General features: G+C 68.5%; 21 protein-coding genes. 15 read left to right on the top strand and 6 right to left on the bottom strand.

Going from position 1 to position 24,778, the window contains the following annotated elements; translation table 11 throughout:
- The first annotated feature begins 35 nt into the window (after positions 1-35).
- The 3 genes from NVV32_RS08840 to clpX all read left to right on the top strand — a co-directional run bounded on the left by NVV32_RS08840 (position 36) and on the right by clpX (position 2,847).
- Complete coding sequence (locus tag NVV32_RS08840; protein ID WP_277819703.1) at positions 36-662, top strand: ATP-dependent Clp protease proteolytic subunit; 627 nt, start codon at positions 36-38, stop codon at positions 660-662.
- Positions 663-703: 41 nt separating this feature from the next.
- Positions 704-1,378: an ATP-dependent Clp protease proteolytic subunit gene (locus NVV32_RS08835; RefSeq protein ID WP_055771523.1), complete on the top strand. Its 675-nt coding sequence runs from the start codon at positions 704-706 to the stop codon at positions 1,376-1,378.
- 176 nt (positions 1,379-1,554) lie between these two features.
- Entirely contained in the window at positions 1,555-2,847 is a 1,293-nt protein-coding gene (gene clpX / locus NVV32_RS08830; protein ID WP_055771521.1) for an ATP-dependent Clp protease ATP-binding subunit ClpX, read from the top strand.
- A 68-nt stretch (positions 2,848-2,915) separates the two neighbouring features.
- Here the strand turns inward: clpX and NVV32_RS08825 are convergent, their stop codons facing one another.
- Complete coding sequence (locus tag NVV32_RS08825) at positions 2,916-4,382, bottom strand: glyceraldehyde-3-phosphate dehydrogenase (RefSeq protein WP_235498958.1); 1,467 nt, start codon at positions 4,380-4,382, stop codon at positions 2,916-2,918.
- 273 nt (positions 4,383-4,655) lie between these two features.
- Between NVV32_RS08825 and NVV32_RS08820 the strand changes: the two genes are divergently transcribed.
- Positions 4,656-5,273, top strand: coding sequence for a DsbA family protein (locus NVV32_RS08820; RefSeq protein ID WP_422389884.1), 618 nt, complete (start codon positions 4,656-4,658; stop codon positions 5,271-5,273).
- Between the two features lie 62 nt (positions 5,274-5,335).
- Here the strand turns inward: NVV32_RS08820 and valS are convergent, their stop codons facing one another.
- Together valS and NVV32_RS08810 are read right to left on the bottom strand one after the other, a co-directional pair.
- Positions 5,336-7,960: a valine--tRNA ligase gene (gene valS / locus NVV32_RS08815; protein ID WP_422389883.1), complete on the bottom strand. Its 2,625-nt coding sequence runs from the start codon at positions 7,958-7,960 to the stop codon at positions 5,336-5,338.
- 44 nt (positions 7,961-8,004) lie between these two features.
- Positions 8,005-9,528, bottom strand: a complete 1,524-nt coding sequence (locus NVV32_RS08810; RefSeq protein WP_422389882.1) for a SulP family inorganic anion transporter — start codon at positions 9,526-9,528, stop codon at positions 8,005-8,007.
- A 207-nt stretch (positions 9,529-9,735) separates the two neighbouring features.
- Between NVV32_RS08810 and NVV32_RS08805 the strand changes: the two genes are divergently transcribed.
- The 5 genes from NVV32_RS08805 to NVV32_RS08785 all read left to right on the top strand — a co-directional run bounded on the left by NVV32_RS08805 (position 9,736) and on the right by NVV32_RS08785 (position 12,839).
- Positions 9,736-10,098: a MerR family transcriptional regulator gene (locus NVV32_RS08805; RefSeq protein ID WP_422389881.1), complete on the top strand. Its 363-nt coding sequence runs from the start codon at positions 9,736-9,738 to the stop codon at positions 10,096-10,098.
- A gap of 78 nt (positions 10,099-10,176) precedes the next feature.
- A complete protein-coding gene (locus NVV32_RS08800; RefSeq protein ID WP_422389880.1) occupies positions 10,177-10,974 on the top strand; it encodes an SDR family oxidoreductase in 798 nt (265 codons plus the stop codon).
- Positions 10,975-11,080: 106 nt separating this feature from the next.
- Positions 11,081-11,974 (top strand): diacylglycerol/lipid kinase family protein, encoded by an 894-nt coding sequence (locus NVV32_RS08795; RefSeq protein ID WP_422389879.1) that lies wholly within the window; start codon positions 11,081-11,083, stop codon positions 11,972-11,974.
- 104 nt (positions 11,975-12,078) lie between these two features.
- Entirely contained in the window at positions 12,079-12,528 is a 450-nt protein-coding gene (locus tag NVV32_RS08790) for a hypothetical protein (RefSeq protein ID WP_422389878.1), read from the top strand.
- Positions 12,525-12,839: a winged helix-turn-helix domain-containing protein gene (locus tag NVV32_RS08785; RefSeq protein WP_422389877.1), complete on the top strand. Its 315-nt coding sequence runs from the start codon at positions 12,525-12,527 to the stop codon at positions 12,837-12,839. The genes NVV32_RS08790 and NVV32_RS08785 overlap by 4 nt, the downstream gene beginning before the upstream one ends.
- A gap of 10 nt (positions 12,840-12,849) precedes the next feature.
- On the opposite strand, the gene NVV32_RS08780 is transcribed toward NVV32_RS08785, so the two are convergent.
- A complete protein-coding gene (locus NVV32_RS08780) occupies positions 12,850-14,178 on the bottom strand; it encodes a cytochrome P450 (RefSeq protein ID WP_422389876.1) in 1,329 nt (442 codons plus the stop codon).
- A gap of 432 nt (positions 14,179-14,610) precedes the next feature.
- Here NVV32_RS08780 and ileS point away from each other — a divergent pair, with 432 nt between their 5' ends.
- The 5 genes from ileS (at position 14,611) to NVV32_RS08755 (ending at position 21,272) form a co-directional block, all read left to right on the top strand.
- Positions 14,611-17,907, top strand: a complete 3,297-nt coding sequence (gene ileS / locus NVV32_RS08775) for an isoleucine--tRNA ligase (protein WP_422389875.1) — start codon at positions 14,611-14,613, stop codon at positions 17,905-17,907.
- Positions 17,900-19,300 carry a bifunctional folylpolyglutamate synthase/dihydrofolate synthase gene (locus tag NVV32_RS08770; RefSeq protein WP_422389874.1) on the top strand — a complete coding sequence of 467 codons (1,401 nt, stop codon included), beginning with the start codon at positions 17,900-17,902 and terminating at the stop codon, positions 19,298-19,300. Before ileS ends, NVV32_RS08770 begins: the two co-directional genes overlap by 8 nt.
- Positions 19,301-19,306: 6 nt before the next feature.
- Positions 19,307-19,759, top strand: coding sequence for a DUF4233 domain-containing protein (locus NVV32_RS08765; RefSeq protein WP_422389873.1), 453 nt, complete (start codon positions 19,307-19,309; stop codon positions 19,757-19,759).
- A gap of 62 nt (positions 19,760-19,821) precedes the next feature.
- Positions 19,822-20,238, top strand: a complete 417-nt coding sequence (gene ndk / locus NVV32_RS08760; protein ID WP_422389872.1) for a nucleoside-diphosphate kinase — start codon at positions 19,822-19,824, stop codon at positions 20,236-20,238.
- A 68-nt stretch (positions 20,239-20,306) separates the two neighbouring features.
- Positions 20,307-21,272 carry an aldo/keto reductase gene (locus NVV32_RS08755; RefSeq protein ID WP_422389871.1) on the top strand — a complete coding sequence of 322 codons (966 nt, stop codon included), beginning with the start codon at positions 20,307-20,309 and terminating at the stop codon, positions 21,270-21,272.
- A gap of 141 nt (positions 21,273-21,413) precedes the next feature.
- Here NVV32_RS08755 and NVV32_RS08750 read toward each other — a convergent pair whose 3' ends face one another.
- On the bottom strand, positions 21,414-22,268 hold the full coding sequence (locus tag NVV32_RS08750) for a glycosyltransferase family 8 protein (RefSeq protein WP_422389870.1): 855 nt from the start codon (positions 22,266-22,268) through the stop codon (positions 21,414-21,416).
- 42 nt (positions 22,269-22,310) lie between these two features.
- A complete protein-coding gene (locus tag NVV32_RS08745) occupies positions 22,311-23,693 on the bottom strand; it encodes a D-arabinono-1,4-lactone oxidase (protein WP_422389869.1) in 1,383 nt (460 codons plus the stop codon).
- Between the two features lie 169 nt (positions 23,694-23,862).
- On the opposite strand from NVV32_RS08745, the gene NVV32_RS08740 reads away from it, so the two are divergent.
- Positions 23,863-24,777 (top strand): 2-hydroxyacid dehydrogenase, encoded by a 915-nt coding sequence (locus tag NVV32_RS08740; protein WP_055771471.1) that lies wholly within the window; start codon positions 23,863-23,865, stop codon positions 24,775-24,777.
- Position 24,778: the final 1 nt, after the last annotated feature.

The following is a 24,778-nucleotide window of genomic DNA, read 5'->3' as shown; positions in this document are numbered from 1 at the left end:
GAGGCAGCGGCCCGCCAGAGTGAGAGGTCAACCACATGGCAACCGAACCAAGTATCCCGAGCATGGCTGGTCCCGAGATGGGCGGCCGTGACGAGTACATCTACACGCGACTCCTCAAGGAGCGCATCATCTGGCTCGGTTCCGAGGTCCGCGACGACAACGCGAACGCCATCTGCTCGCAGCTGCTCCTGCTGTCGGCGGAGGATCCCGAGCGCGACATCTTCCTCTACATCAACTCACCGGGTGGATCGGTGACCGCGGGCATGGCGATCTACGACACCATGCAGTTCATCCCGAACGACGTCGTCACCGTCGCGACGGGTCTCGCGGCCTCCATGGGACAGTTCCTCCTGTCCTCGGGCACCAAGGGCAAGCGGTACGCGACCCCCCACGCCCGGATCCTGATGCACCAGCCGTCCGGCGGCATCGGCGGAACGGCGACGGACATCCGGATCCAGGCCGAGCTGATCCTGCACATGAAGCGCGTCATGGCCGAGCTGACGGCCGAGCAGACGGGCCAGACCGTCGAGACGATCCTCAAGGACAACGACCGCGACAAGTGGTTCACGGCCAAGGAAGCCCTCGAGTACGGCTTCTTCGACCACATCTCCGCGCACTCGGGCTCCGTCGCCGGCGGCGGCGGCACCGAGCAGACCGCGTAGTCCGCTCCCAGCCCTCCACCCGTCGTCCTACAGGAGACACCATGAACCACGAATTCCAGGCAGCAGCGGGATCCACGGCGCAGAACCTGCCGACCAGCCGCTACATCCTCCCCCAGTTCGAAGAGCGCACGCCCTACGGTTTCAAGCGCCAGGACCCGTACACCAAGCTCTTCGAGGACCGCATCATCTTCCTCGGGACTCAGGTCGATGACGCATCGGCCGACGACGTCATGGCGCAGCTGCTCGTCCTCGAGTCCACGGACCCTGAGCGCGACATCACGCTGTACATCAACTCGCCCGGTGGCTCCTTCACCGCGATGACGGCGATCTACGACACCATGCAGTTCATCCGCCCCGAGGTGCAGACGGTCTGCCTCGGCCAGGCGGCCAGTGCCGCGGCGGTCCTGCTGGCCGCGGGTGCGCCCGGCAAGCGTCTCGCCCTGCCCAACGCCCGCGTGCTGATCCACCAGCCGGCCCTGTCCGGCGGCCAGGGTGGGCAGGCCTCCGACCTCGAGATCCAGGCCAACGAGGTCATGCGCATGCGGACTTGGCTCGAGGACACCCTCGCCTTGCACTCGGGCCGTACGCCCGAGCAGGTGAACCTCGACATCGAGCGCGACAAGATCCTCACCGCCGCCGACGCCGTCGCGTACGGCCTGGTGGACGAGGTCCTCAACTCGCGGAAGATCACGCCGCCGAAGATCAACACCCCGTGATCCGGGCGTCCGTCCGGCGGTCCTGAGGGCAGCCGGCCGGAGCGTCCGGGTCCCGGCCAGGACGATCAGAATGCCCGTGGCGCCGAACGGCACCACGGGCATTTTGATACCGGCTACCACAGGCATGTGGCCTAGAGTGGTGGTAGCAATCGCGTAATACCTAAGGGGATTGAACCATGGCTCGCATTGGTGAGAGCACCGATCTGCTCAAGTGCTCCTTCTGCGGGAAGAGCCAGAAGCAGGTACGCAAGCTCATCGCCGGCCCCGGCGTGTACATCTGCGACGAGTGCATCGACCTCTGCAACGAGATCATCGAGGAGGAGCTCTCCGAGGTGGCCGACCTCGGGACCTTCGAGCTCCCCAAGCCGCGGGAGATCTTCGACTTCCTGCAGGAGTACGTCGTCGGGCAGGAGCCCGCGAAGCGCTCCCTCGCCGTCGCCGTGTACAACCACTACAAGCGCATCCAGTCGGGCAGCGGCCCGCGTGCGGCCGGCACCCTCGCCGATGCGGCCGAGGCCGAGGACGTCGAGATCGCGAAGTCCAACATCCTCCTGATCGGCCCCACGGGCTGCGGCAAGACCTATCTCGCCCAGACCCTCGCCCGCCGCCTCAACGTCCCGTTCGCGGTCGCCGACGCGACGGCGCTGACGGAGGCGGGCTACGTGGGTGAGGACGTCGAGAACATCCTCCTCAAGCTCATCCAGGCTGCCGACTACGACGTCAAGAAGGCCGAGCAGGGCATCATCTACATCGACGAGATCGACAAGATCTCTCGGAAGAGCGAGAACCCCTCGATCACCCGGGACGTCTCCGGTGAGGGCGTGCAGCAGGCTCTCCTCAAGATCCTCGAGGGGACGGTGGCGTCGGTGCCCCCGCAGGGTGGCCGGAAGCACCCGCACCAGGAGTTCATCCAGATCGACACGACGAACGTCCTGTTCATCGTCGCCGGCGCCTTCGCCGGACTGGAGGAGATCATCGGATCGCGTGCCGGGCGGAAGGGCATCGGCTTCGGTGCTCCGCTGAGCTCCCTCAAGAACGAGGAGGCCAGCTACGGGGACGTGATGCCGGAGGACCTGCTGAAGTTCGGGCTGATCCCCGAGTTCATCGGTCGCCTGCCGGTCATCACCACGGTGACCCATCTCGACCGGCCGGCGCTCATGCAGATCCTCACCGAGCCGAAGAACGCGCTCATGAAGCAGTACCAGAAGATGTTCCTGCTCGACGGCGTCGAACTGGCGTTCGAGCCCAAGGCGCTCGAGGCCATCGCCGATCTGGCGCTCGATCGCGGGACCGGTGCGCGCGGTCTGCGCGCCATCATGGAGGAGGTCCTCCTGCCCGTGATGTTCGACCTCCCGAGCCGCGAGGACATCGCGACCGTCGTGATCACGGACGACGTCGTCGCCAAGCGCGCCGAGCCGACACTCATCTCCCACGAGGTCGTGGCCAAGCGGCGGAACAAGTCCGCCTGATTCCTCCTCGCGCAACGAAGGGCCCGACCTGATGGTCGGGCCCTTCGTGCGTTCGCTCCGCGCGGCACTCAGGCGTCGGCGGTCACCGCAGCCGTACCAGGGAAATCGGGAGCGTCGTCGCCCGTGTCCGCACCCGGCACCACGTCTGCCGCGGGGTAGGACGGCGGGTGGACCCCTGCCATCTCCTCCATGACCCTGACCACCTGGCAGCTGTAGCCGAACTCGTTGTCGTACCAGACGTAGAGGACCAGGTAGGTGCCGTCGGCGATCGTGGCGAGACCGTCGACGATGCCCGCCCGCCGCGAGCCGACGAAGTCGGTGGACACGACCTCCGGACTGTCGATGTAGTCGACCTGCTTGCGCATGTCCGAGTGCAGGGACATCTCGCGCAGATAGGTGTTCGCCTCCTCCTTGGTGGTCGCTCGCTCGAGTGTCAGGTTGAGGATGGCGATGGACACGTCGGGAGTGGGTACGCGGATGGAGCTGCCGGTGAGCTTCCCGGCCAGTTCCGGCAGGGCCTTCGCCACAGCCGTCGCCGCACCGGTCTCGGTCAGCACCATGTTCAGCGCGGCCGAGCGCCCGCGGCGGTCACCGCGGTGGAAATTGTCGATGAGGTTCTGGTCGTTGGTGAAGGAGTGGACGGTCTCGACGTGTCCGTGGACCACCCCGAAGCGGTCGTTGATGGCCTTGAGCACCGGGGTGATGGCGTTGGTGGTGCAGGAGGCCGCGGTGATGATGCGGTCCTCCTTGCCGATCGCTGCGTGGTTGATGCCGTGCACGATGTTCTTGAGGTCCCCCTTGCCGGGCGCGGTCAGGAGGACCTTCGCGACCCCGGTACTGCGCAGGTGCTGGGAGAGGCCGTCGGCGTCGCGCCACCGGCCGGTGTTGTCGACCACGAGGGCGTCGGAGATCCCGTACGCGGTGTAGTCGATCGAGGCGGGATCGTCGGAGTAGATGACCTGGATCCTGATGCCGTTGGCCGTGATGGTGTTCGCTGTCTCGTCCACCTGGATCGTGCCCTCGAAGGAGCCGTGCACCGAGTCGCGGCGCAGGAGGCTCGCCCGCTTGGCGAGGTCGTTGTCGGATCCGCGGCGCACGACGACGGCGCGCAGCCGCAATCCGTGGCCGCCGCCGGCCTTCTCGATGAGCAGGCGCGCCACGAGGCGGCCGATGCGGCCGAAGCCGTAGAGCACGACGTCGGTGCTGGTGCGCTCGTCGCGGCCGCCCTGTCCGACGATGTCCGCGAGCTCGGTACGGACGAACTGCTCCAGCGATCGGCTGTCACCGCCTGCGGCGGACCGGTCGTAGGCGAGCCTCAGCCGGCCCAGGTCGATCGCGGCGGCGCCGAGGTCCAGGTCCGCGAGCAGTCGGAGCAGGGGAGCGGTGTCCTCGAGCCGGAGTTCCTCGGTGGTGATCCGACGGGCGAACCGGTGGGCCTTGAGGATGTTCATGGTCGATTTGTTGATGAGGCTGCGCCCGTGGATGCTCGTCACCACGTTGTTCCTGCGGTAGAGCTGCCCGATCAGCGGGATCATCGCCTCTGCCAGCGCCTCGCGTTCGAGCCAGGTGTCGTGATTGTCGGTCCCGTCGTGCTGCACAGCCGTATCCTCTTCTGCGCCGGACGCACCGGCGCGGAGTCATCCAGCCGGATGGCGACGCAGGGAGAGCGCCAGGCACCGTCGACTGGTCGTGTCCCTTCATTGAACCGCCTTCGGCGGCGGTGCACCAATCCGCGCGGAATATGGAGTGGGGGAGGCGGGTTGCACGAGAAAAGGCAACGGCCTTGATCCCGACCGAAGGAGAAGCGCATGAGCGAGTCAGCAACCGTAGAGAAGGCCGATTTCTGGTTCGACCCCCTGTGCCCGTTCGCGTGGATCACCTCCCGGTGGATCGGAGAGGTGGAGCAGGTCAGGAACATCACGGTCGACTGGCACGTGATGAGCCTGTCCGTGCTCAACGAGGGTCGTGACCTCCCCGAGGAGTACCAGGCCATGATGCAGAAGGCGTGGGGGCCGGTGCGCGTCATCATCGCGGCGCGGGAACTCCACGGCGACGAGTACATCAAGAGGCTGTACGACGCCATGGGCACGCGCATCCACATCGGCCAGCTCAAGGACTTCGACGTCGTGATCCGGGAATCGCTGGACGAGGTCGGTCTGCCCGCGGAGCTCGCGGCGTACGCCCACACGGACGAGTACGACACCCAGCTGCGCGCCTCGCACCAGGACGGCATCGACCGCGTGGGCGACGAGGTGGGCACGCCGGTGGTCGCCTTCAACGGGACCGCCTTCTTCGGGCCCGTCCTGACGAAGATCCCCCGGGGCGAGGCCGCCGGCCGGATCTTCGACGGCGCGCTGCTGATGGCCGAGTTCCCGGAGTTCTACGAGCTCAAGCGCTCACGCACGTCCAGCCCCTCGTTCGACTGATCCGTCCCGCCCGGGAGAAGGGACCCGCTCGACAGCGGGTCTCTTCTCCCGTTCCGGGGCGCCTATTCGGCCGGCTGCGGCACCAGCTCGACGTCGGACACGGTCAGTGCCCCCTCGCCGTCGGCGAGCCGGAGGTCCTTCGCGTTGCCGGCGGCCAGCAGATCGGCCAGCCCTGCGCGGACCTGCTCCACCTGGGCGGCGGAAGCCGTGACCACCGCGGTCTCCACCTCGGTCCGCTGCTTCACCTTCGCCTCGGACTTCGCCTTCCGGATACCTCCGAGGGCCAGGGCCACGGAGGTCAGGACGGCAGGGTCGGCCGACGCCGGGAGACCGTCGAGGGCGTCCGCGGACGGCCAGGCCGCGCGGTGCACCGAACCCTGGCGCCACCAGCTCCAGACCTCCTCCGTCGCGAAGGGCAGGAACGGCGCGAAGAGCCGGAGGAGAGCGTCCAGGGTCGTCGCGAGGGTGGTCTGCACGGACTGTGTCCCGGCGTCGTCGGCGTCGCCGTAGGCGCGATCCTTGACCAGTTCGACGTAGTCGTCGGTGAACGTCCAGAAGAACGACTCCGTGAGCTGCAGCGCGCGGGCGTAGTCGTACTTCCCGAAGGCGGCGGTGGCCTGCTCCGTGACCGTCCGCAGCTGCGCCAGCAGCGACTGGTCGAGTGCGGTGGACACGCGGTCCAGGGACCCAGCGCCGATCGAAGCCTCCGTGACGCCGAGGTTCAGCACGAACTTCGAGGCGTTGAGGAGCTTGATCGCCAGCCGGCGGCCGATCTTCATCTGGTTGACCTCGTACGCGGTGTCGGCACCGAGCTTCGCGGACGCAGCCCAGTAACGGACGGCGTCCGCCCCGAACTGCTCGAGGACGTCGGTCGGTACCACCACGTTGCCCTTGGACTTGGACATCTTCTTGCGGTCCGGGTCGAGGATCCAGCCGGAGAGCGCGGCGTGCTTCCAGGGCACCGAGTCCTGGAGGGCGTCCGCACGGACGGCGGTCGAGAACAGCCAGGTACGGATGATGTCGTGTCCCTGCGGGCGGAGGTCGAACGGGAAGACCTTGGCGAACAGGTCCTCGTCGCGCGCCCACCCGCCGACGATCTGCGGCGTGAGCGACGAGGTGGCCCAGGTGTCGAGCACGTCGAGGTCACCGGTGAAGCCGTTCGGCTGGTTCCGCGCCGACTCGTCGAAGCCGGGCGCGGGCTCGGCCGCCGGGTCCACGGGCAGCATGTCCATGGACGGCACGATCGGGGCGTCGTACTCGGGCTCGCCGTCGGCATCGAGGCGGTACCAGACGGGTACGGGCACGCCGAAGAACCGCTGGCGGGAGACGAGCCAGTCGCCGTTCAGGCCCTCGATCCAGTTCTCGTAGCGCGAGCGCATGAACGAGGGATGGAATTCGATCTCCCGCCCGCGCTGGATGAGCGCCTCGCGCTTGCCGGCGTCGCGGCCGCCGTTGCGGATGTACCACTGGCGGCTCGTGACGACCTCGAGCGGCTTGTCGCCCTTCTCGTAGAAGTTCACGGGGTGGGTGATCTTCGTGGGTTCGCCGTCGAGGTCCCCGCTCTCGCGGAGCATGCCGACCACGGCTTCCTTCGCGCTGAAGATGGTCTTGCCGGCCACCTGCGCGTAGTTCTCGCGCGCACGCCCGGTGGCGATCCACTCCGGCGTCTCGGTCCGGATGCGGCCATCACGGCCGACGACGGCGCGCGTGGGGAGCTGCAGCTCGCGCCACCAGGTGACATCGGTGAGGTCGCCGAACGTACAGATCATGGCGATACCGCTGCCCTTGTCCGGCTTCGCGAGCGGGTGCGCCTTGATCTCCACCTCGACGTCGAACAGGGGAGAGGTCACCGTGGTGCCGAAGAGGGGCTTGTAGCGCTCGTCGTCGGGATGCGCCACCAGGGCCACACAGGCCGGCAGGAGCTCGGGACGCGTGGTCTCGATGTGCACCTGCCTGCCGTCGGGCGCGTGGAACGCGATGCGGTGGTAGGCGCCGGGCTGCTCGCGGTCCTCGAGTTCGGCCTGCGCGACGGCGGTCCGGAAGGTCACGTCCCAGAGCGTCGGCGCTTCTGCGAGGTAGGCGTCGCCGGCTGCGAGGTTGTCGAGGAAGGCCCGCTGGGACACGGACCGCGAGGTGTCGTCGATGGTCCGGTAGGTGAGGTCCCAGTCGACCGAGAGCCCGAGCGTGCTGAAGAGGTTCTCGAAGACCTTCTCGTCCTCGACGGCCAGTTCCTCGCACAGCTCGATGAAGGTGCGGCGGGAGACCGCGTCGAAGTCGCGCTGGTTCTTCGCGGGCTCCGCGGGTGGGCGGTAGCCGGCGTCGTAGGCCACCGACGGGTCGCACCGTACACCGTAGTAGTTCTGCACGCGGCGTTCCGTCGGCAGCCCGTTGTCGTCCCAGCCCATCGGGTAGAACACGTTGGCGCCGTTCATCCGCTTGAACCGCGCCATGACGTCGGTCTGCGTGTAGGAGAACATGTGGCCCACATGGAGCGAACCCGAGGCGGTGGGCGGAGGGGTGTCGATCGAGTAGACACTCTCGCGGGTCGTGTCGCGGTCGAAGGTGTAGGTGCCGTCCTCGCGCCACTGGCGGGACAGCATCTCCTCGAGGCCCTCCAGCGCGGGCTTGTCGGGAACGGAAACGGGCTGGGGAGAGGGCGTGTCTGTGCCCTGGGTGGTATCGGCCATCCCTCCATTGTTCCCTACCCGTCGCGGGTCACGTGCCGGGTTGATCAGTGTCCGGCGCCGAGCTTCCCGCCGAGGCGTTCGCGCATCATGGCGGAGGCGTCGTTGAGTCCGACGATCTTCACCTCGGTGCCGTGGCCGCGGTACTTCTCCTGGATGGCGTCGAGGGCGCCGATGGTGGAGGCGTCCCAGAGGTGGGAGCCGTGCAGGTCGATGGTGACCCGGTGCGGGTCGGTGGCGTATTCGAACTGGGTGTAGAGGTCGTTGGAGGACGCGAAGAACAGTTCGCCGTTCACGGTGTAGGTGGCGTGGCGCTGCCCGTTCCCGGTGTCTTCGGTGCGCTCGACGGTGACGAAGTGGGCGACCCTCCGGGCGAACGCCACCATCGCGACGAGGACGCCGACGCCGACGCCGATGGCGAGGTTGTGCGTCCACACGGTGATGATGACGGTGGCGAGCATGACGGTGGTCTCGCTCTTGGGCATGCGCTTGAGGGTGGTCGGCCGGATGCTGTGCCAGTCGAAGGTGGTGATGGAGACGAAGATCATCACCGCGACGAGGGCCGCCATGGGGATGAGGGCGACGATGTCGCCGAGCGCGACGACGAGGATCAGCAGGAAGATGCCGGCGAGGAACGTGGAGATGCGGGTCCGGGCGCCGGAGGCCTTCACGTTGATCATGGTCTGGCCGATCATCGCGCAGCCGCCCATGCCGCCGAAGAACCCGGTGATGATGTTCGCCGCGCCCTGCCCCCAGGATTCGCGGGTCTTGTTCGACCGGGTGTCGGTGATGTCGTCGACGAGTTTCGCCGTCATCAGGGATTCGAGGAGTCCGACGGCTGCCAGCGCGAGGGCGAACGGGGCGATGATCTGCAGCGTCTCGAGGTTCAGCGGGACGTTCGGGAAGAACAGGGACGGAAGGCTCTCGGGAAGTTCGCCCTTGTCCCCGACCGTGGGGACCAGGGCATCGGCGAGGACCGCGAAGACGGTCAGGACGACGATCGCCACGAGCGGCGCCGGGACGACGGAGGTCAGTCGGGGGAGACCGAAGACGATCAGCAGGCCGACCGCGACCATGGGGTAGACGAGGAAGGGGACACCGAGGAGTTCGGGCACCTGGGACATGAGGATCAGGATGGCCAGGGCGTTCACGAACCCGACCATGACCGAGCGGGGGATGAAGCGCATGAGCTTCGCGACACCGGCGAGACCGAGGAGGACCTGGAAGGCGCCGCCGAGGATGACGGCGGCGATGAAGTAGTCCACGCCGTGGCTGGCCACCAGGGGGGCGATGACGAGGGCGACGGCGCCGGTCGCGGCCGAGATCATGGCCGGGCGGCCACCGAGGAAGGCGATCGACACCGCCATGGTGAAGGAGGCGAACAGTCCGAGGCGCGGGTCCACGCCCGCGATGATCGAGAACGCGATGGCTTCCGGGATCAGTGCGAGGGCGACGACGAGACCCGCGAGGACCTCGGTCTTCAGGAGGCGGGGAGTCTTCAGGGTGCGGACGACGGATTGCCGTTCGGCGGGCGTGAGCCCGGGCGGCGCGGTGTGTGCAGCTGCGTGCATGGCAGGGGTTCCTTGGAGTGCCGGTGGCCGTCGCGGTCTGATGCGGTGTCGCGGTTTCATGGCGTACGGGGGCGACGGGCAGGGGAATCTGTACCGCGCTGTACAGGGGTGACGTACTCAACCCTAACGTAAGGGTAGAGTCTTCGTGAAAGGGTGGTGACCGTGCCCGGAACGAAGGACGCACACGGTTCTCCCGCAGGGAGGACGATGCACATCGGTGAGCTGGCCGAGCGGACCGGCCTCTCGCTGCGCACGATCAGGCACTACGACGATGTCGGCATCCTGCCGGCCACCGGCCGCACCGAGGGTGGCTTCCGCGTCTACACGGAGACCGACGCGAGCCGGCTGGTGCTGATCCGGCGCATGAAGCCACTCGGGTTCACCCTCGACGAGATGCAGGAACTGCTCGCGGTCACCGACGCCCTGGACGTGGAGGAGGACCCCGATGAGCGGACACGGCTGCACGCGGCCCTGGACGTCTTCCGATCCTCCGCCGAGGAGAGGCGCGAGAAGCTCGCCCTGACGCTCGAGCGCGCCGACGAGTTCATCGAACGACTCCGGCAGTACTAGCACCGGCGGAGTCCCGGTGCGGTGGGCGACCCTCCACATCCGGCGGCGGAGCCGGGACGGGATGATTACAGTGGGCCCATGACTGAGACCTCTTCCCCGCAGCTCGGCGCCCCCGCCGATCCCGCCCCGTCCGCACTGCGCGCCGTCGTCACCGGAGCCAGTTCCGGTATCGGTGCCGCCACGGTCCGTGCGCTCCGCCGTGACGGGTGGGATGTCGTCGCCGCGGCCCGCCGCATCGACCGTCTTCAGGCGCTCGCGGACGAGACGGGAGCCGTCCCGCTCGCCCTCGACGTCACCGATCAGGTGTCCGTCGAGGCGTTCGCCGCGGAGGTGACGGCTGCGGGACCGGTCCATGCCCTGATCAACAACGCAGGCGGCGCGTTCGGTGCGGACCGCGTTCTGGACACCACCACGGCGGACTGGCAGCGGATGTACGACGTCAACGTGCTCGGCTCCCTGCGCATGACGCGGGCACTGCTCCCGGCGCTGCGTGACGGCGGCCAGGGAAGTGTCCTGTTCCTCACGTCCACCGCTGCGATCGCCGCCTACGAGGGCGGCGCCGGCTACTGCGGGGTCAAGGCGGCACAGCAGTCCATGGCACGAGCGCTCCGCCTCGAAGAGGCAGAGAACAATATCCGCGTCATCGAGGTGTCGCCCGGCATGGTGCACACCGAGGAGTTCTCTCTGAACCGCCTCGGCGGCGACCAGGGCGCTGCCGACAAGGTCTACGCGGGCGTGGCGAACCCGCTGACGGCCGACGACGTCGCCGCAGCCGTCGCCTTCACCCTGAATGCCCCGCACCACGTGAACATCGATCAGCTCGTCCTCCGGCCGCTGGCGCAGGCGGCGAACCACAAGGTGCTGCGGTCGAGCTGACCTGCCGGTGCCGTCCCTGACCGATCTGCTCCGGCGGGTCCGCGCGATGCTCGGTCCGGGCCGTCCCGGCCCGGCGCCTGATACCCGACGACCGGGATCACCGGCGGTGCTCCTCCTCGTGAATCCCACCGCCGGCCGCGGGCGTGCCGGGCGCCTCGGACCATCGGTCGCGGACGCCCTGCGGCAGCAGGGCTTCTCGCCGGTCGTCGTGATGACCGGAAGTCTCGCCGAGGCCACGCAGTGCGCCCGACGTGCTGCGGAGGGAACGATCGTGGCCGCCCTCGGCGGCGACGGCTTCCTCGGAGCCGTGGCGGCGGGCGCGAGGGTCTCCGGTGCCGTGGTGCTGCCGCTGGCCGGTGGACGCGGCAACGACACCGTCAGGAGGCTCGGACTTCCCCTCGATCCCGTGCGCGCCGTGCGGGCGATACGCGAGCTGAGTGTCCGGTCGATCGATGTGGGCCTCGTCAACGGACGCCCCTTCCTCGGGGTGGCCCACGCGGGCTTCGACGCACTTGCCAACGAGTACGGCAACGCGGCCCGGTTCCCCCTCGGACCGTTCGTCTACCTGTACGGCGGAATCAGGGCCCTCCGAGCATGGCGCGATGTGACGTTGACGGTGGGCGTCGACGGCCAGGAGCGCTCCTTCACAGGGTGGTTCGCCGCCGTCGGCGGGCTCGGCCAGTACGGCAAGGGACTCCGGATCTGTCCGAACGCCGAGATCGACGACGGACTCCTCGATGTGGTCTCCCTCGGGAAGTCCTCGATCGCGCACGTCGTCGTCGTCTACCTGCTCTCCTACCGGGGGCGCCACCTGGGGCGGCCCGGCGTCAGCTCCCGCCGCGGCCGCGTCATCTCGATCAGCGCGGACCGGGAGCTGAACGTCTATGCCGACGGTGAACTCGTGGGTCCGTTGCCCATGACGGTGACCGTCGATCCTTCAGCGTTGCGAGTGCTGCTCCCGACCGGCCGGCCTGGTGACGCGGTGTCGCCCAGCCGATGACGGTGAATCCGCGCCCCTGACGCGTTCCACCATGCGAAAGTACTTGCCAAACTGGAAACTAGTTGCGAGAGTGGATCATCATCACTTCTCAGCAGGGGGACACCATGAACGAGACCGACATGCCGACCGCACCGGACGCCGACCAGGCCCGGAGGCTCCTCGCCCAGGCGGACCAGATCGGCGGGAGCGTCCGGACCGGCGCCGGCTGGCCGCAGATCACCCTGCTGCTCGGGCTCGGCGCCATCTCCTCGCTCGGCGTCATCGCCCTGGCCTACGCGGCACAGATCCCCGGGGCCTCGATCGTCCTGCCGATGGGTGCGATGCTCGTCTGGCTCGCCATCTTCGTCACCATGGCGCTGGTCTTCGCGCAGACGGCCAAGCGCGGGTTCGGGGCGCGCTGGGGCCTGTACATCGGAGGGTGGAGCGTCCTGTGGGTCGCGGGCATCATCCTCGCCGGCTCCGTGTTCGTGGGCGATCTCGGCTTCGCCGCCGCCCATGCCGCGGCACTGACGCTCCTGACGGCCGGGTGCGCCCTCTACGAGGCACGACGATGAGCGCCCAGGACACACCGGCCCATCCTCGGCACCTCCTCGCGGAGACGCTCGGTCACCCCGTGCGGTTCTCACTCATGGCCGCGCTGGCGCAGACGGAGGAGTTCGACTTCGCGACCCTGCGTGACCACCTCCAGGTCTCCGACTCCGTGCTCAGCAAGCAGGTGGCTGCGCTGGAGACGGTGGGCTACGTGAAGGTGCGCAAGGGGTTCATCGGCAAGCGCCCGCGGACGTGGCTCAAGGCCACGAAGGAGGGCCAGGCGATCTGGCGGAGTCACCTGGCCGCCCTGCGGGAGATCGCCGCGGATCTCTAGGCGTCCTGCCTCAGGAGCGTGGTGACACGCTCAGCGCCACGGAGTAGTTGTCCAGGGTCCCGGGCAGTGGATGGGACGGATCGAGGTGCTGCCCCCGCTCCACGCGCAGGTCGTGATCGCCGACGACGGAAGCCAGCGCCGCGCTCGTCAGCAGGAGGACGAGCTGCTTGCCGGGGCACACCACCGGCCCGTCGCTGAAGGGGACGAGCGGCCAGCCGTCGTCCTCGTCGGTCAGCCAACGCTCCGGGGAGAAACCGTGCGCGTCCCGCAGGTGGCGGTCGTCGCGGTGGAAGTACGGCGCGTAGAGCAGGACGCCGCAGTCCGCCGGCATCGTCCCGTCAGGCCACTCCACGGGCCGCGTGCTCTGCCGCAGGATCATCGGCGTCGTCGGCCACAGCCGCAGCGACTCCAAGATGCTCGCGCGCAGGTAGGGGAGGAACCGGCGTCCGGAGGTGTCCGCGTCCGCCTCACGGCGGGCGGCAGCCATCGCCTCCGGATGCGTCGCGAACACGGTCAGCGCCCGGAAGGTCGCCATCCCGGCCGGGTCGAAGGCGAAGAGCCACTGGGGTACCTGCTCCGCCGGCTCGGCGCCGTCGCCCTTCGGGGCGGCTGCCATGACCGCGGCGAGGCTGCCGGGCTCGGCGTCGGCCAGTTCGTCGGCCACCCGCTGGAGGAACGCCGCCCGCACCCTCCGCCGCTTCGGCCTCAGGAAGGCCCAGTTGCCGTCCTTCCGCAACCGGATGATCAGCGCGGTCAGCTCCTTGTCGTCCCGCGCGTGGTCACCGAACACCACCCGCCGGACCACCCGGTACCAGGCGTCGAGGAAATCGCCCCAGGGCAGTGAGCCCCCACGTGCCGCCTCCGCCAGCAGCTGCCGCATCTCCTCCTCGACCACGGGCACGAACCGGTCCGCCAGATGGTGCACGGGATGGTCCGTGTCCAGGACCTGTTCCTGCAGGGCACGGCGTACGGTACGGACCGGCCCGCGGGAGATCAGGACGTTGTGGGGCTGGAAATGGGACAGCGCGCCCTTCTTCTCGCTGCTCGCCGGCGAGAACGGCTCGGGTGACGCGGCGAGGAGGGCGTTGGCGTCCTCCGGCGCCAGCACGATGGCCTGCTTCCGCAGGGGCACCTTCAGCAGGAGCGGACCGGTGGGGTACTTCGCATGGATCGTCGTCACGATCCCGACGGCCCTCGTGTTGAGATCGAGGCGCGCCGCCAGCCGGACCGCCCAGGGCCGTCGGATGATCGGCCCCTTGGCGACGGTGGGCAGGAACACCCCGAGCAGAAGCCTTCCCGTATCGAGCGCGGAGGCGGTGGGGAGTGCGGGACTCGACATGGGGCGGTGTCCATCCTGTAGCGATCGGGTGCCCTCCCACCCTGCCAAGCCCGCCCGCGCGGCACAACGCCCGTTCCGCAGCTCCCCGGCTCTTGATTCTCCTCGTGAACACCTTTCGACAACGATTTCCGCCCGGGGCTAGACTGGGCGCACAAGCATCGACCCGGCCATCACCGGCGAGCTTCCGGAAGAACGGACGCCTCAGGGCGGACCAGTAGAACCGGACGGGCAGGCCCGTGACAGCCCGTAACGAGCGGCAGCCCAGCCCTCGTGACCGCAGCGAGCGGCACGGCGGCGACGGCGGCAAGTGAGGTGGTACCGCGGGTGCGGTGCTCCCGGCACCGGTCAGGCAACCGGTGGCGGCGGGCCCGGCAACCGTCCTCACGGCAGGACTCCTGCTCCACCCACGCCGCCGTACACAGGATGAGATTCATGCCGCAGATCTACCCCAAAGCCGTGTCACCCGACGAGAACGGGGCGAACCAGCCGCACGGCCCGTCGCCGCGCTTCCCGGACCTCGAGGAGCGCGTCCTCCGCTACTGGGAGCAGGACGGGACCTTCCAGGCCTCCATCGACCAGCGGGACGCCGGCGACGACGGCGCCAACGAGTTCGTGTTCTACGACGGGCCCCCCTTCGCGAACGGACTCCCGCACTACGGGCACCTCCTGACCGGGTACGCCAAGGATCTCGTGGGCCGCTACCAGACCCAGCGTGGGCACCGCGTCGAGCGCCGCTTCGGCTGGGACACCCATGGGTTGCCCGCAGAACTCGAAGCCATGAAGCAGCTCGGGATGACGGACAAGCAGCAGATCGTCGCCATGGGCATCGACAACTTCAACGATGCCGCACGTGCCTCCGTCATGAAGTACGCGGGGGAGTGGCGTGACTACGTGACGCGCCAGGCCCGCTGGGTGGACTTCGACAACGACTACAAGACGCTCAACCCGGAGTACATGGAGTCGGTCCTCTGGGCGTTCAAGACGCTCCACGAGAAGGGTCTGACGTACAACGGCTACCGCGTTCTGCCCTATTGCTGGAACGACGAGACCCCGCTGTCCAACCATGAACTCCGCATGGACGAGGACGTGTACCAGGACCGCCAGGACCAGACCGTCACCGTCACGTTCCCGCTCCTCGTCGGCGATTCGCAGCTGTCGAAGGACCTCGCCGGCGTGCAGGCCCTCGCCTGGACCACCACTCCGTGGACCCTGCCCACCAACGCGGCGCTCGCCGTCGGGCCGGACATCACCTACGCCGTCGTCGAGGCCGTGCGCGACGGCAGGGCCGGACGCTACCTGATCGCCGAGGACCTGCTGGGGAACTACGCCAAGGACCTCGGTTTCGCCGATGCCGCCGCCGCACGCGACGCCGTCACAGCGCGGTACCGGGGCACCGAGCTCGAGGGCCTCACCTATGAGCCGCTGTGGGACTACCTCGCCGACCCGGAGGAGGGCGGCTACCGCAACGCCTTCCGCATCCTCGTGGCGGACTACGTCACGACGACGGACGGAACGGGCCTCGTGCACCAGGCCCCCGCCTACGGCGAGGAGGACCAGAAGATCTGCGAGGAGGCCGGCATCCAGGTCATCCTCTCGGTCGACGAGGGCGCGAAGTTCCTGCCGATGTTCGGGCGCGGTCCGCTGGCCGAGATCGTGGGGCTGCAGGTCTTCGAGGCGAACCGGCACATCACCCGCGTGCTGAAGTCCGAGGGCCGACTCGTCCGGCAGGCCAGCTACGTGCACAGCTACCCGCACTGCTGGCGCTGCCGCAACCCGCTGATCTACCGCGCCGTGTCCTCCTGGTACGTCGAGGTCACCAAGATCCGCGACCGCATGGTGGAGCTCAACCAGGACATCACCTGGATCCCCGGGAACGTCAAGGACGGCCAGTTCGGCACCTGGCTCTCCAATGCGCGCGACTGGTCCATCAGCCGCAACCGCTTCTGGGGAAGCCCCATCCCCGTGTGGCAGTCCGACGATCCCGAGTACCCGAGGACCGACGTCTACGGATCCCTCGCCGAGCTGCAGGCCGACTTCGGCCGGCTGCCGCGGAACAAGCAGGGCGAGGTGGATCTGCATCGTCCGTTCATCGACGACCTGACCCGGCCGAACCCGGACGATCCGACCGGCCGCTCGACCATGCGCCGGGTCGAGGACGTGCTGGACGTCTGGTTCGATTCCGGCTCGATGCCCTACGGCCAGGTTCACTACCCGTTCGAGAACGGGCAGTGGTTCGACACGCACAATCCTGCCGACTTCATCGTCGAGTACATCGGGCAGACACGCGGCTGGTTCTACATGCTGCACATCCTGTCCACGGCGCTGTTCGACCGCCCCGCGTTCCGCAACGTGATCAGCCACGGGATCGTCCTCGGTTCCGACGGCCAGAAGATGTCCAAGAGCCTCCGCAACTACCCGGACGTCTCCGAGGTGTTCGACCGCGACGGCTCCGACGCCATGCGCTGGTTCCTCATGGCCTCGCCGATCCTCCGCGGTGGCAACCTCGTGGTCACCGAGCAGGGCATCCGCGACGGAGTCCGCCAGGTGATCCTGCCCCTCTGGAACGTGTGGCACTTCTTCAGCCTGTACACCAACGCCGCGAACGGAGGACAGGGCTACGAGGCGAAGACCGTGACGGCCGAGGCCGCCGCGCAGCTCCCCGAGCCGATCGACCGCTACATCCTGGCGAACACCGGCAATCTGGTCCGAGACCTCACGGCGTCCCTCGACGCCTTCACGATCAGCGACGCCTGCGAATCGCTGCGCCGGTACCTCGACACGCTCACCAACTGGTACGTGCGCCGGAGCCGCCAGCGGTTCTTCGAGGAGGACACCGACGCTTTCGACGTCCTCTACACGTGCCTGGAAGCGGTCTGCCGTGCCGCAGCGCCCCTGCTGCCGCTCGTCACCGAGGAGATCTGGCGTGGACTGACCGGCGGACGGTCGGTGCACCTCACCGACTGGCCGGACACGGCGTCGTTCCCGGCTGCTCCGGACCTCGTGGAGCGGATGGACCGGACACGGCAGGTGTGTTCCGTCGGCTCGAGCCTGCGGAAGGCCGCGAACCTCCGCGTGCGCCTGCCGCTGCGCGAGCTGACCGTCGTCGCTCCCGGTGCAGGCGCACTGTCCGGGCAGTACTCCTCGATCATCGCCGACGAGCTGAACCTCAAGGGCGTCCGCCTGGTGGATTCGGCGGACGCCGAGCCCGCGGAGTTCGGCATCTCGCAGCGGCTCGTCGTCAACGCCCGTGCAGCCGGCCCGCGCCTCGGCAAGAATGTCCAGACCGTCATCAAGGCGTCCAAGTCCGGTGACTGGTCCGTGTCCGACGACGGCGGCGTGACAGCGGGCGGCCTCGCCCTGGAGCCGCACGAGTACACGCTCGACACCGTCGTGGAGGGCAACGGGGCGACGTCGAAGGCGGTGACGGTCCTCCCGGGCGGCGGGTTCCTCGTCCTCGACACCGAGGTGACGGACGAGCTTGCGGCGGAGGGCACGGCGCGCGATGCGATCCGTGCCGTCCAGCAGGCCCGCCGCGACGCGGGTCTCGAGATCAGCGACCGGATCTCCACGACCATCACCGTGGCACCCCATCAGGTCCAGGCGCTCGAGGCGAACGCCGGGCTGATCCGGTCCGAGACCCTCACGACGGAGCTCCGCATCATCGCGGACGACGCCGCGGGAACCGAGTTCGGCATCACCGTAGGAAAGCAGGAGCAGGACCATGAGTGAGACCAGCGATACCCAGGCGGGCGCGGCGGACAGCGGCCGGGAGGCGGACGGCTTCTCCGTGGAGAGTGTCTACGCCGAGCTCCTGAGCCGCGCACCGGAGCACAGGATGGAACCGCGCATGACCCCGCTGCACCGCGCCATGGAGATCCTGGGGGAGCCGAACAGGACCTTCCCGATCATCCACATCACCGGCACCAACGGCAAGACGTCGACGGCGCGCATGATCGAGAGCATCCTGCTGGCGCACGACCTCCGTACCGGACGCTTCACGAGCCCTCACCTGTCACGCGTCACCGAGCGCATCAGCATCGACGGTGAGCCCGTGAGCGACGGCACGTTCGTCCGCGTCTGGGACGAGATCAAGCCCTATCTGGACATCGTGGACGGCGAACTGCTCGTCGCCGGTGAGCCGCGACTGACCTACTTCGAGTGCGTCACCATCCTCGCCTTCGCGATCTTCGCCGACGAACCGATCGACGTCGGCGTGATCGAGGTGGGGCTCGGCGGGATCACCGACGCGACGAACGTGGGGGACGGCCAGGTCGCCGTGATCACGCCGATCTCCCTCGACCACACCGAACTGCTCGGTGACACGGTGGAGGACATCGCGCTGGAGAAGGCCGGCATCATCAAGCCCGGAGCCTTCCTGGTCAGCGCGATCCAGCCGCGGGATGCCGCGCAGGTGCTCCTCGAACGGGCCCGCGAGGTCGGAGCGGAATTCCGTTTCGAGGGCGTCGAATTCGGCGTGGAGACTCGGACGGTCGCCGTCGGCGGCCAGGTGGTGTCCCTGACGGGCCTCGCGGGACGGTACGGAGAACTGCTCGTACCGCTGCACGGTGAGCACCAGGCCGAGAACGCGGCGGTCGCCGTCGCCGCGGTGGAGGCGTTCCTCGGGGGAGGGGAGCGGGAGCTGGACACCACCCTCGTGCGGAACGGCCTTCGCGCCGTCACATCCCCGGGGCGCCTCGAAGTGGTCCGGACGGCGCCGAGCATCATCGTCGACGCCGCGCACAATCCGGCCGGTGCGCGAGCCGCCGCCAGGGGCATCAGCGAGGCCTTCGACTTCTCGCGCCTGGTCCTCGTGATCGGGGTGCTGCAGGACAAGGATGCCGCCGGGATACTTGCGGAGCTCCACGAGGAACTGGGCGGGATCCTCGAGGACGTGTGCCTGACGCAGTCCACCTCGCCCCGCTCGGTCCCGGCTGCCGACCTCCTGCAGGCCGCTCTCTCGGCAGGCTTCGCCGAGGAGAACATCACCATCCTCCCGGCCCTCGACGACGCCCTCGAGTGGGCGGTCATGAAGGCCGAGGAGAACAACGACCTGTCCGGCGGCATCCTCGTGACCGGCTCCGTCACGGTGGTCGGCGAAGCCCGCACGCTGCTAGGGAAGTAGGCAGGCATGGCACGACGCATGACGAAGGCCCAGCGCGAGTGGCGGCCCGGGATGCCGAAGAAGCGGCGCTCGACGAAGGTCATGTTCGCCTCGACCGTGCTCCTGCTCGAGGCGTTCGTGGTCTTCTTCGCCACCCTCACCGTGTTCGGGCTGCGGCGTGACGAGATCTCACCGGCCGTGATCCTGACCTCGGGTGTGATCCTCAGCGTCCTCCTGGTGTTCACCTGTGCAGTCGTCACGAAGAGGTGGGGTATCGCGGTGGGCTGGGTGCTCCAGCTCGTCATCATCGCCGGCGGCTTCCTGGAGCCGGCGATGTTCGTCGTCGGACTCGCGTTCGCGATCACCTGGCTGTACGGGCTGAGGCAGGGCGCGCGCGTGGACCGCGAGAACGTGGAGCGCGACCGGTTGCAGGCCGAGTGGGAGAAGGCCCATCCCGAGGAAGGCCCCGCCGTTGAGTAGAGTCGGGGGTGATACCCCGACATCCGCGCCGCCTCCCGTGGCGCCCCACCCCCAGGAGACCCATGAGTACCGAGCGCACCCTTGTCCTCGTCAAGCCCGACGGCGTGGCACGTGGCCTGACCGGCACCGTCCTCGCCCGGATCGAGGCGAAGGGCTACACCATCGCCGAGCTGAAGCAGGTGCACGCGACGCGTGAGCTGCTCGAGGAGCACTACGCCGAGCACGTGGGCAAGCCCTTCTTCGAGCCGCTCGTCGAGTTCATGCTGAGTGGACCCGTGGTCGCCGCGGTGTTCGAGGGCCAGCGGGTCATCGAGGGATTCCGCTCGCTCGCGGGTACGACGGAGCCGACGATAGCAGCGCCGGGCACCATCCGCGGCGACTTCGGCCGCGACTGGGGCGTCAAGGTCCAGCAGAACCTCGTCCACGGATCCGACTCCGCGGAGTCCGCCGAGCGGGAGATCGGGATCTGGTTCGCCTGATCCCACCCCGTTCGCGCCAGTTGCCCCGGGTCATGTGCCCGGGGCAACTGTGTTGGTAGGTTAGGTACATGATGACCTACCGCAGACTGGGCACCTCCGGGCTCAGCGTTTCCACCGTCGGGCTCGGCTGCAACAACCTGGGCCGAGCGGGCACCGCCTCGGAATCCCAGGAGGGGACGGACGCGGTCGTGCATGCCGCGATCGATGCCGGCATCACCCTCTTCGACGTCGCCGACATGTACGGCAAGGCGCCGGGTGTCAGCGAGATGCAGCTCGGCAAGGCGCTGGGCCCACGGCGCGACGACGTCGTCCTCGCCACCAAGTTCGGCCTCGACATGGGAGGGGTGAACGGCCCCGACTGGAACGCGCGAGGCTCACGGCGGTACATCGTCCGCGCGGCGGAGGCCTCCCTCCGCCGTCTCGGTACCGACTGGATCGATCTCTACCAGTACCACGCGCCCGATGCCCTCACGCCGATCGAGGAGAGCCTCGCGGCGCTCGACGACCTGGTGACCAGTGGCAAGGTCCGGTACGTGGGGCACTCCAACTTCGCCGGCTGGCAGATCGCCGAGGCCGAGTTCACGGCGCGCAGCGGCGGCTACACGCCGTTCATCTCGGCCCAGAACCCGTACAACCTGCTGGACCGCCGACTCGAGCGCGAGGTGGTCCCGGCCGTCGAGGCGTACGGACTCGGGGTGCTGCCCTACTTCCCGCTCGCCAATGGTCTGCTGACCGGCAAGTACCGGCGGAACGAGGTACCTGAGGGCAGCCGGCTCACCCACTCACGCCAGAATGTCCTCGAGACCGCCGACTGGGACCAGCTCGAAGCATATTCGGCCTTCGCGGCCGAGCGCGGCGTGAGCGAGGTGCAGGTCGCCTTCTCGTGGCTCGCGGCCCAGCCGGCGGTCGGCTCCGTGATCGCCGGAGCCACCACGCCGCAGCAGGTGCGGCAGAACGCCGAGGCCGCCGACTGGACGCCGACCGATGAGGACCTCGCCGAACTGGATCGCATCTTCCCGGCACCGACGGCCTGAGTGGCGTTACCGCCCGGGGGCGCCCCGGGGACGATTCTGAAGAGGTCGTCTACCATGCCACTCCGTCGTGCAGGCCGGGACCTGAAGGGTCGACCGACAAGCCGACCCATGAGGTACCGCCGTGTCGGGCAGACCGTGCCGTCAACCGGCCGCGGGACCCGACGCCCGATCCATCAGCCGATCAGCCGTTGCCCACCAGAGCCGGTTCACCTCGGCGTACCGGTCGGTGGGGTCGAGGGGCTTCTCCCACGGCTTGTCGATGATGTAGTGGATGTTCTTCACCTCCGCTGGATCCCAGACCGTCGGGTGCTGGTGCGGCAGGGTCTTCAGTGCGTTGTAGATGTAGGGCAGTGGCTGCCAGCGGTCGCGGTAGTACTCGTTGAGGAAGTCCTGTTCGGCGAAGGGGTAGCGTGACAGGTCGTCGACGGCCGCCAGGCGGGCCACCATGTCGGCGAGGACGGCCTCGTCGGGTGAGAGCACGAGGAAGCCGCCGTTGAGGTAGTTGTCCGTCGCGTCCGGTTCGGTGACGTGGTCCCCGCCGCGGCAGTGCGTGTAGAAACAGGTCTGGGGTGTCCAGCTCGGCGGGTAGCTCGCGATCCGGTTGGGGTTGCACCGGCAGGCGTGGCAGGCGGCGATGGCGCCGTCGGCCAGTTCCAGCGAGAACAACTCGTCCATGGTCCGGGTCACCAGCATGTCGGCGTCGAGGAACACGACGCGCTCGTACTCGGTGAGGCCCCAGACGGCCAGCTTGGTCCATACCTCCGCGAACCGGGCGTTGGCGTAGCTGTCGGCGGACCCGCCGGCCGGTCGCAACGGCGCGACGTCGCGCACGATGCATCCGTCGTCGAGCAGGAGGCGCCGGGCCTGCTCGTCGATCCCCTCGGTCACCATGACCACCAGGGGAGCGTCGCTGCCGGAGTCGGCCAGCGAGGCCCGCAGGGTCCGGACCCCGATCAGGTAGTGGGGTTGCGTCAGCAACGTCACCCAGGCGTTCATCGGTGGTGCTCCTGTCCAGGGAATCGAGGGCGTGGGGTCGGGTCAGTCGAGCAGGGCGGCGGTGAACGCGTTCGCGAAGCGGTGCTGCGGGTCCAGGGTCTCGCGGACCCGGCGGAAGGCCTCCCACTGCGGGTAGAGCGCCGGCCAGTCGTAGAGGGACTCGTCGAAGTACTTGCCCCAGTGGGGACGGCCACCCTCCTCGGACAGGGCCCGCTCCACGGCCCTCAGGAAGCTGTCGCCCTCCTCGGACAGCGAGCCGTCGGCCGAGTAGTAGACCACGAAGCCGAAGTAGCAGGTGTCCTCGCCGTTCGACGGGCTCAACCACGCGTCCGACGCGCCGGTGCAGCGCAGGATCACCGGGTAGTGCATGCGAGGCTGGGTCTCCGCATGCCAGTCCTTGATCTTCCTGATCACCGCTCCCGCCCGGGCGAGGGGGATACCGATCTCCACGTTGATCTGCGGGGTCGCGATCCCGCGGCAGAACACCTGGTAGACATCCCCCGTGACGTCGGTGAAGTCCCTGAAGCGGGTCACGGTGCGCATCGGCTTGCCGTCGTCGGCGACACCCCTCGAGTCGGCGCGCAGCAGGCGCAACGTCGATTCCACGGTGGTGTTCATCGTGGCGTTGGTGCCGGCGTGTTCCAGCAGCTCCCCGCCGCCGGCCCGGTACCTGGAGACCTCGTCGTCGGACGCCTCGTTGGCGGTCCAGACCTGGACCTGGTTCTCCTGGGGGAACCACCACGCCTTGACCAGGAGGTTCTCCCGGTTCCAGGTCCCGAGGTCCGCTTCCAGGGTGTCGGCGTCGACCGCCTGCTTGACGCAGGTGTAGACCAGCGATTCCCGTGTGCGCAGCGTCACGGCGGTGATCACGCCCAGGGAGCCGAGGCCGAGCTGCACGGCGCCGAAGTCCGGGTGTTCCTCGTCGAACTCGGCGATCGTGCCATCGGCCAGGACGATCCGGATCGAGAGCGCGTCGCCCGCGATCGAGCTCTGCTGCAGGCCCTGACCATGGGTTCCCGTGGACACCGCGCCGGCCAGGGTCTGCTCGGCGATCACCCCGGGCGAGGCGTTGAGCATCCGGCCCCGCGCGGTGAGGAACGCGTACACCTCGGACAACGGGGTCGAGCCGGCGAAGGTCACGGTGTCCTCGGTGCTGGAGATCAGGCCGCTCAGCCGGCTCAGGTCCAGCAGCGTGCCGGCCCCGTCCGCGACCGACATCATCCGGCCGGGCGACATCCGGCTCCCGATCATCCGGACCGCGCCATCACTGGTGGACAGGAAGTCGCACAACTCGGCCTCGGTGGCCGGAGTGACGACCGAGCCGGGCAGGCCCAGCCGGGAGTTCCTGGCCCAGTTGCGGAGCCGGATGTCCTCGCCGGCGAGTTCCGGTTCCTGGGCGGGGTAAGCGAGCTGCGTGATTGCCATGGCGCGTCTCCTGTAGAAGTTCGCTTCTGCCTTCGAAGCCACACGGGTGTACTGGGCGCATCCGTCGACCCGGGTGTTCCCCGGTGCCCCCGACGAATTTCTTACTTCTGTAGAAGTCCCTCCCACACCATAGCCCAGCGCAGGTCAAGCGAATGATTACACTGACAAAATGACCGTCGTATGCATCCCCGACCAGAACGCCCGAGATCTCCTGGGGAACCTCCCCGACGGAGTGGAGGTGATTGTCTGGGATGGCGGGAACGACAAGCCCGATCGGCTGGCGGAGACCCTCTTCTGGGTTCCGCAGGTCGAGGACTCGACCGACCTCGTCGAGAAGTTCGCCGCGATGCCGAAGCTCGAGGTCGTCCAGCTGACGAGTGCCGGCGTGGAGGACATCCTCGAGCACGTCCCGGACGGCGTGACGCTGTGCAGTGCGCGAGGTGTGCACGGCTCGGCGGTCGCCGAACTGGTGCTGGCCGTCGTGCTCGCCACCCTGCGTCGGCTGCCCCACTTCGATGAAGCGCAGCGGCAGGGCCGGTGGGATCCGATGGAGGCCGATGACCTGCGCGACAAGCGCGTCCTGATCATCGGCGCCGGTGACCTCGGGGAGCAGACCGCGCACCGGTTGAGGAGCTTCGACGCCCGCCCGGTGTTCGTGGCGCACACGGCCCGCGACGGCGTCCATGCGACGTCGGAGCTGCCGGGCCTGCTGCCCGAGGCCGACGTGGTGGTGCTGACCGTTCCTCTCACGGCGGACACGACGGGTCTCGTCGACGCGGAATTCCTGTCCCACATGCGTGACGGCGCCCTGCTGGTCAACGTGGCACGCGGAAAGGTCGTCGACACGTCCGCGCTGCTTGCGGAGCTGACCGCCGGTCGGCTGCGCGCCGCGCTGGACGTGATGGAGCCCGAGCCCCTGCCGGCTGATCACCCGCTGTGGTCAGCCCCGAACCTGATCATCACCCCGCATGCGGCCGGGTCCGTCAGCCAGTCCGGCCCCCGTGCCTTCGCGCTGGTCAATGCTCAGATGCACCGGTATCTCGCCGGCGAGGAGCTCGTCAACGTCGTGAAGAGCGCAGACTGAC

Origin of the sequence: Arthrobacter sp. N1 (assembly GCF_048288285.1) — a bacterium.
Classification (GTDB): domain Bacteria; phylum Actinomycetota; class Actinomycetes; order Actinomycetales; family Micrococcaceae; genus Arthrobacter_D.
Note: the sequence above shows the minus strand (reverse complement) of the source record. Positions and strands in the feature narration are given on the sequence as shown.

What these genes read in the sequence shown, in the direction of transcription:
- NVV32_RS08740 (WP_055771471.1), top strand. Translation starts at nt 23,863, where the DNA reads ATGACCGTCGTATGCATCCCCGACCAGAACGCCCGAGATCTCCTGGGG.
- ndk (WP_422389872.1), top strand. Translation starts at nt 19,822, where the DNA reads ATGAGTACCGAGCGCACCCTTGTCCTCGTCAAGCCCGACGGCGTGGCA.
- NVV32_RS08840 (WP_277819703.1), top strand. Translation starts at nt 36, where the DNA reads ATGGCAACCGAACCAAGTATCCCGAGCATGGCTGGTCCCGAGATGGGC.
- NVV32_RS08745 (WP_422389869.1), bottom strand. Translation starts at nt 23,693, where the DNA reads ATGGCAATCACGCAGCTCGCTTACCCCGCCCAGGAACCGGAACTCGCC.
- NVV32_RS08835 (WP_055771523.1), top strand. Translation starts at nt 704, where the DNA reads ATGAACCACGAATTCCAGGCAGCAGCGGGATCCACGGCGCAGAACCTG.
- NVV32_RS08805 (WP_422389881.1), top strand. Translation starts at nt 9,736, where the DNA reads ATGCACATCGGTGAGCTGGCCGAGCGGACCGGCCTCTCGCTGCGCACG.
- NVV32_RS08790 (WP_422389878.1), top strand. Translation starts at nt 12,079, where the DNA reads ATGAACGAGACCGACATGCCGACCGCACCGGACGCCGACCAGGCCCGG.
- NVV32_RS08750 (WP_422389870.1), bottom strand. Translation starts at nt 22,268, where the DNA reads ATGAACGCCTGGGTGACGTTGCTGACGCAACCCCACTACCTGATCGGG.
- NVV32_RS08820 (WP_422389884.1), top strand. Translation starts at nt 4,656, where the DNA reads ATGAGCGAGTCAGCAACCGTAGAGAAGGCCGATTTCTGGTTCGACCCC.
- NVV32_RS08765 (WP_422389873.1), top strand. Translation starts at nt 19,307, where the DNA reads ATGGCACGACGCATGACGAAGGCCCAGCGCGAGTGGCGGCCCGGGATG.
- NVV32_RS08800 (WP_422389880.1), top strand. Translation starts at nt 10,177, where the DNA reads ATGACTGAGACCTCTTCCCCGCAGCTCGGCGCCCCCGCCGATCCCGCC.
- valS (WP_422389883.1), bottom strand. Translation starts at nt 7,960, where the DNA reads ATGGCCGATACCACCCAGGGCACAGACACGCCCTCTCCCCAGCCCGTT.
- ileS (WP_422389875.1), top strand. Translation starts at nt 14,611, where the DNA reads ATGCCGCAGATCTACCCCAAAGCCGTGTCACCCGACGAGAACGGGGCG.
- NVV32_RS08780 (WP_422389876.1), bottom strand. Translation starts at nt 14,178, where the DNA reads ATGTCGAGTCCCGCACTCCCCACCGCCTCCGCGCTCGATACGGGAAGG.
- NVV32_RS08785 (WP_422389877.1), top strand. Translation starts at nt 12,525, where the DNA reads ATGAGCGCCCAGGACACACCGGCCCATCCTCGGCACCTCCTCGCGGAG.
- NVV32_RS08755 (WP_422389871.1), top strand. Translation starts at nt 20,307, where the DNA reads ATGATGACCTACCGCAGACTGGGCACCTCCGGGCTCAGCGTTTCCACC.
- clpX (WP_055771521.1), top strand. Translation starts at nt 1,555, where the DNA reads ATGGCTCGCATTGGTGAGAGCACCGATCTGCTCAAGTGCTCCTTCTGC.
- NVV32_RS08825 (WP_235498958.1), bottom strand. Translation starts at nt 4,382, where the DNA reads ATGATCCCGCTGATCGGGCAGCTCTACCGCAGGAACAACGTGGTGACG.
- NVV32_RS08810 (WP_422389882.1), bottom strand. Translation starts at nt 9,528, where the DNA reads ATGCACGCAGCTGCACACACCGCGCCGCCCGGGCTCACGCCCGCCGAA.
- NVV32_RS08770 (WP_422389874.1), top strand. Translation starts at nt 17,900, where the DNA reads ATGAGTGAGACCAGCGATACCCAGGCGGGCGCGGCGGACAGCGGCCGG.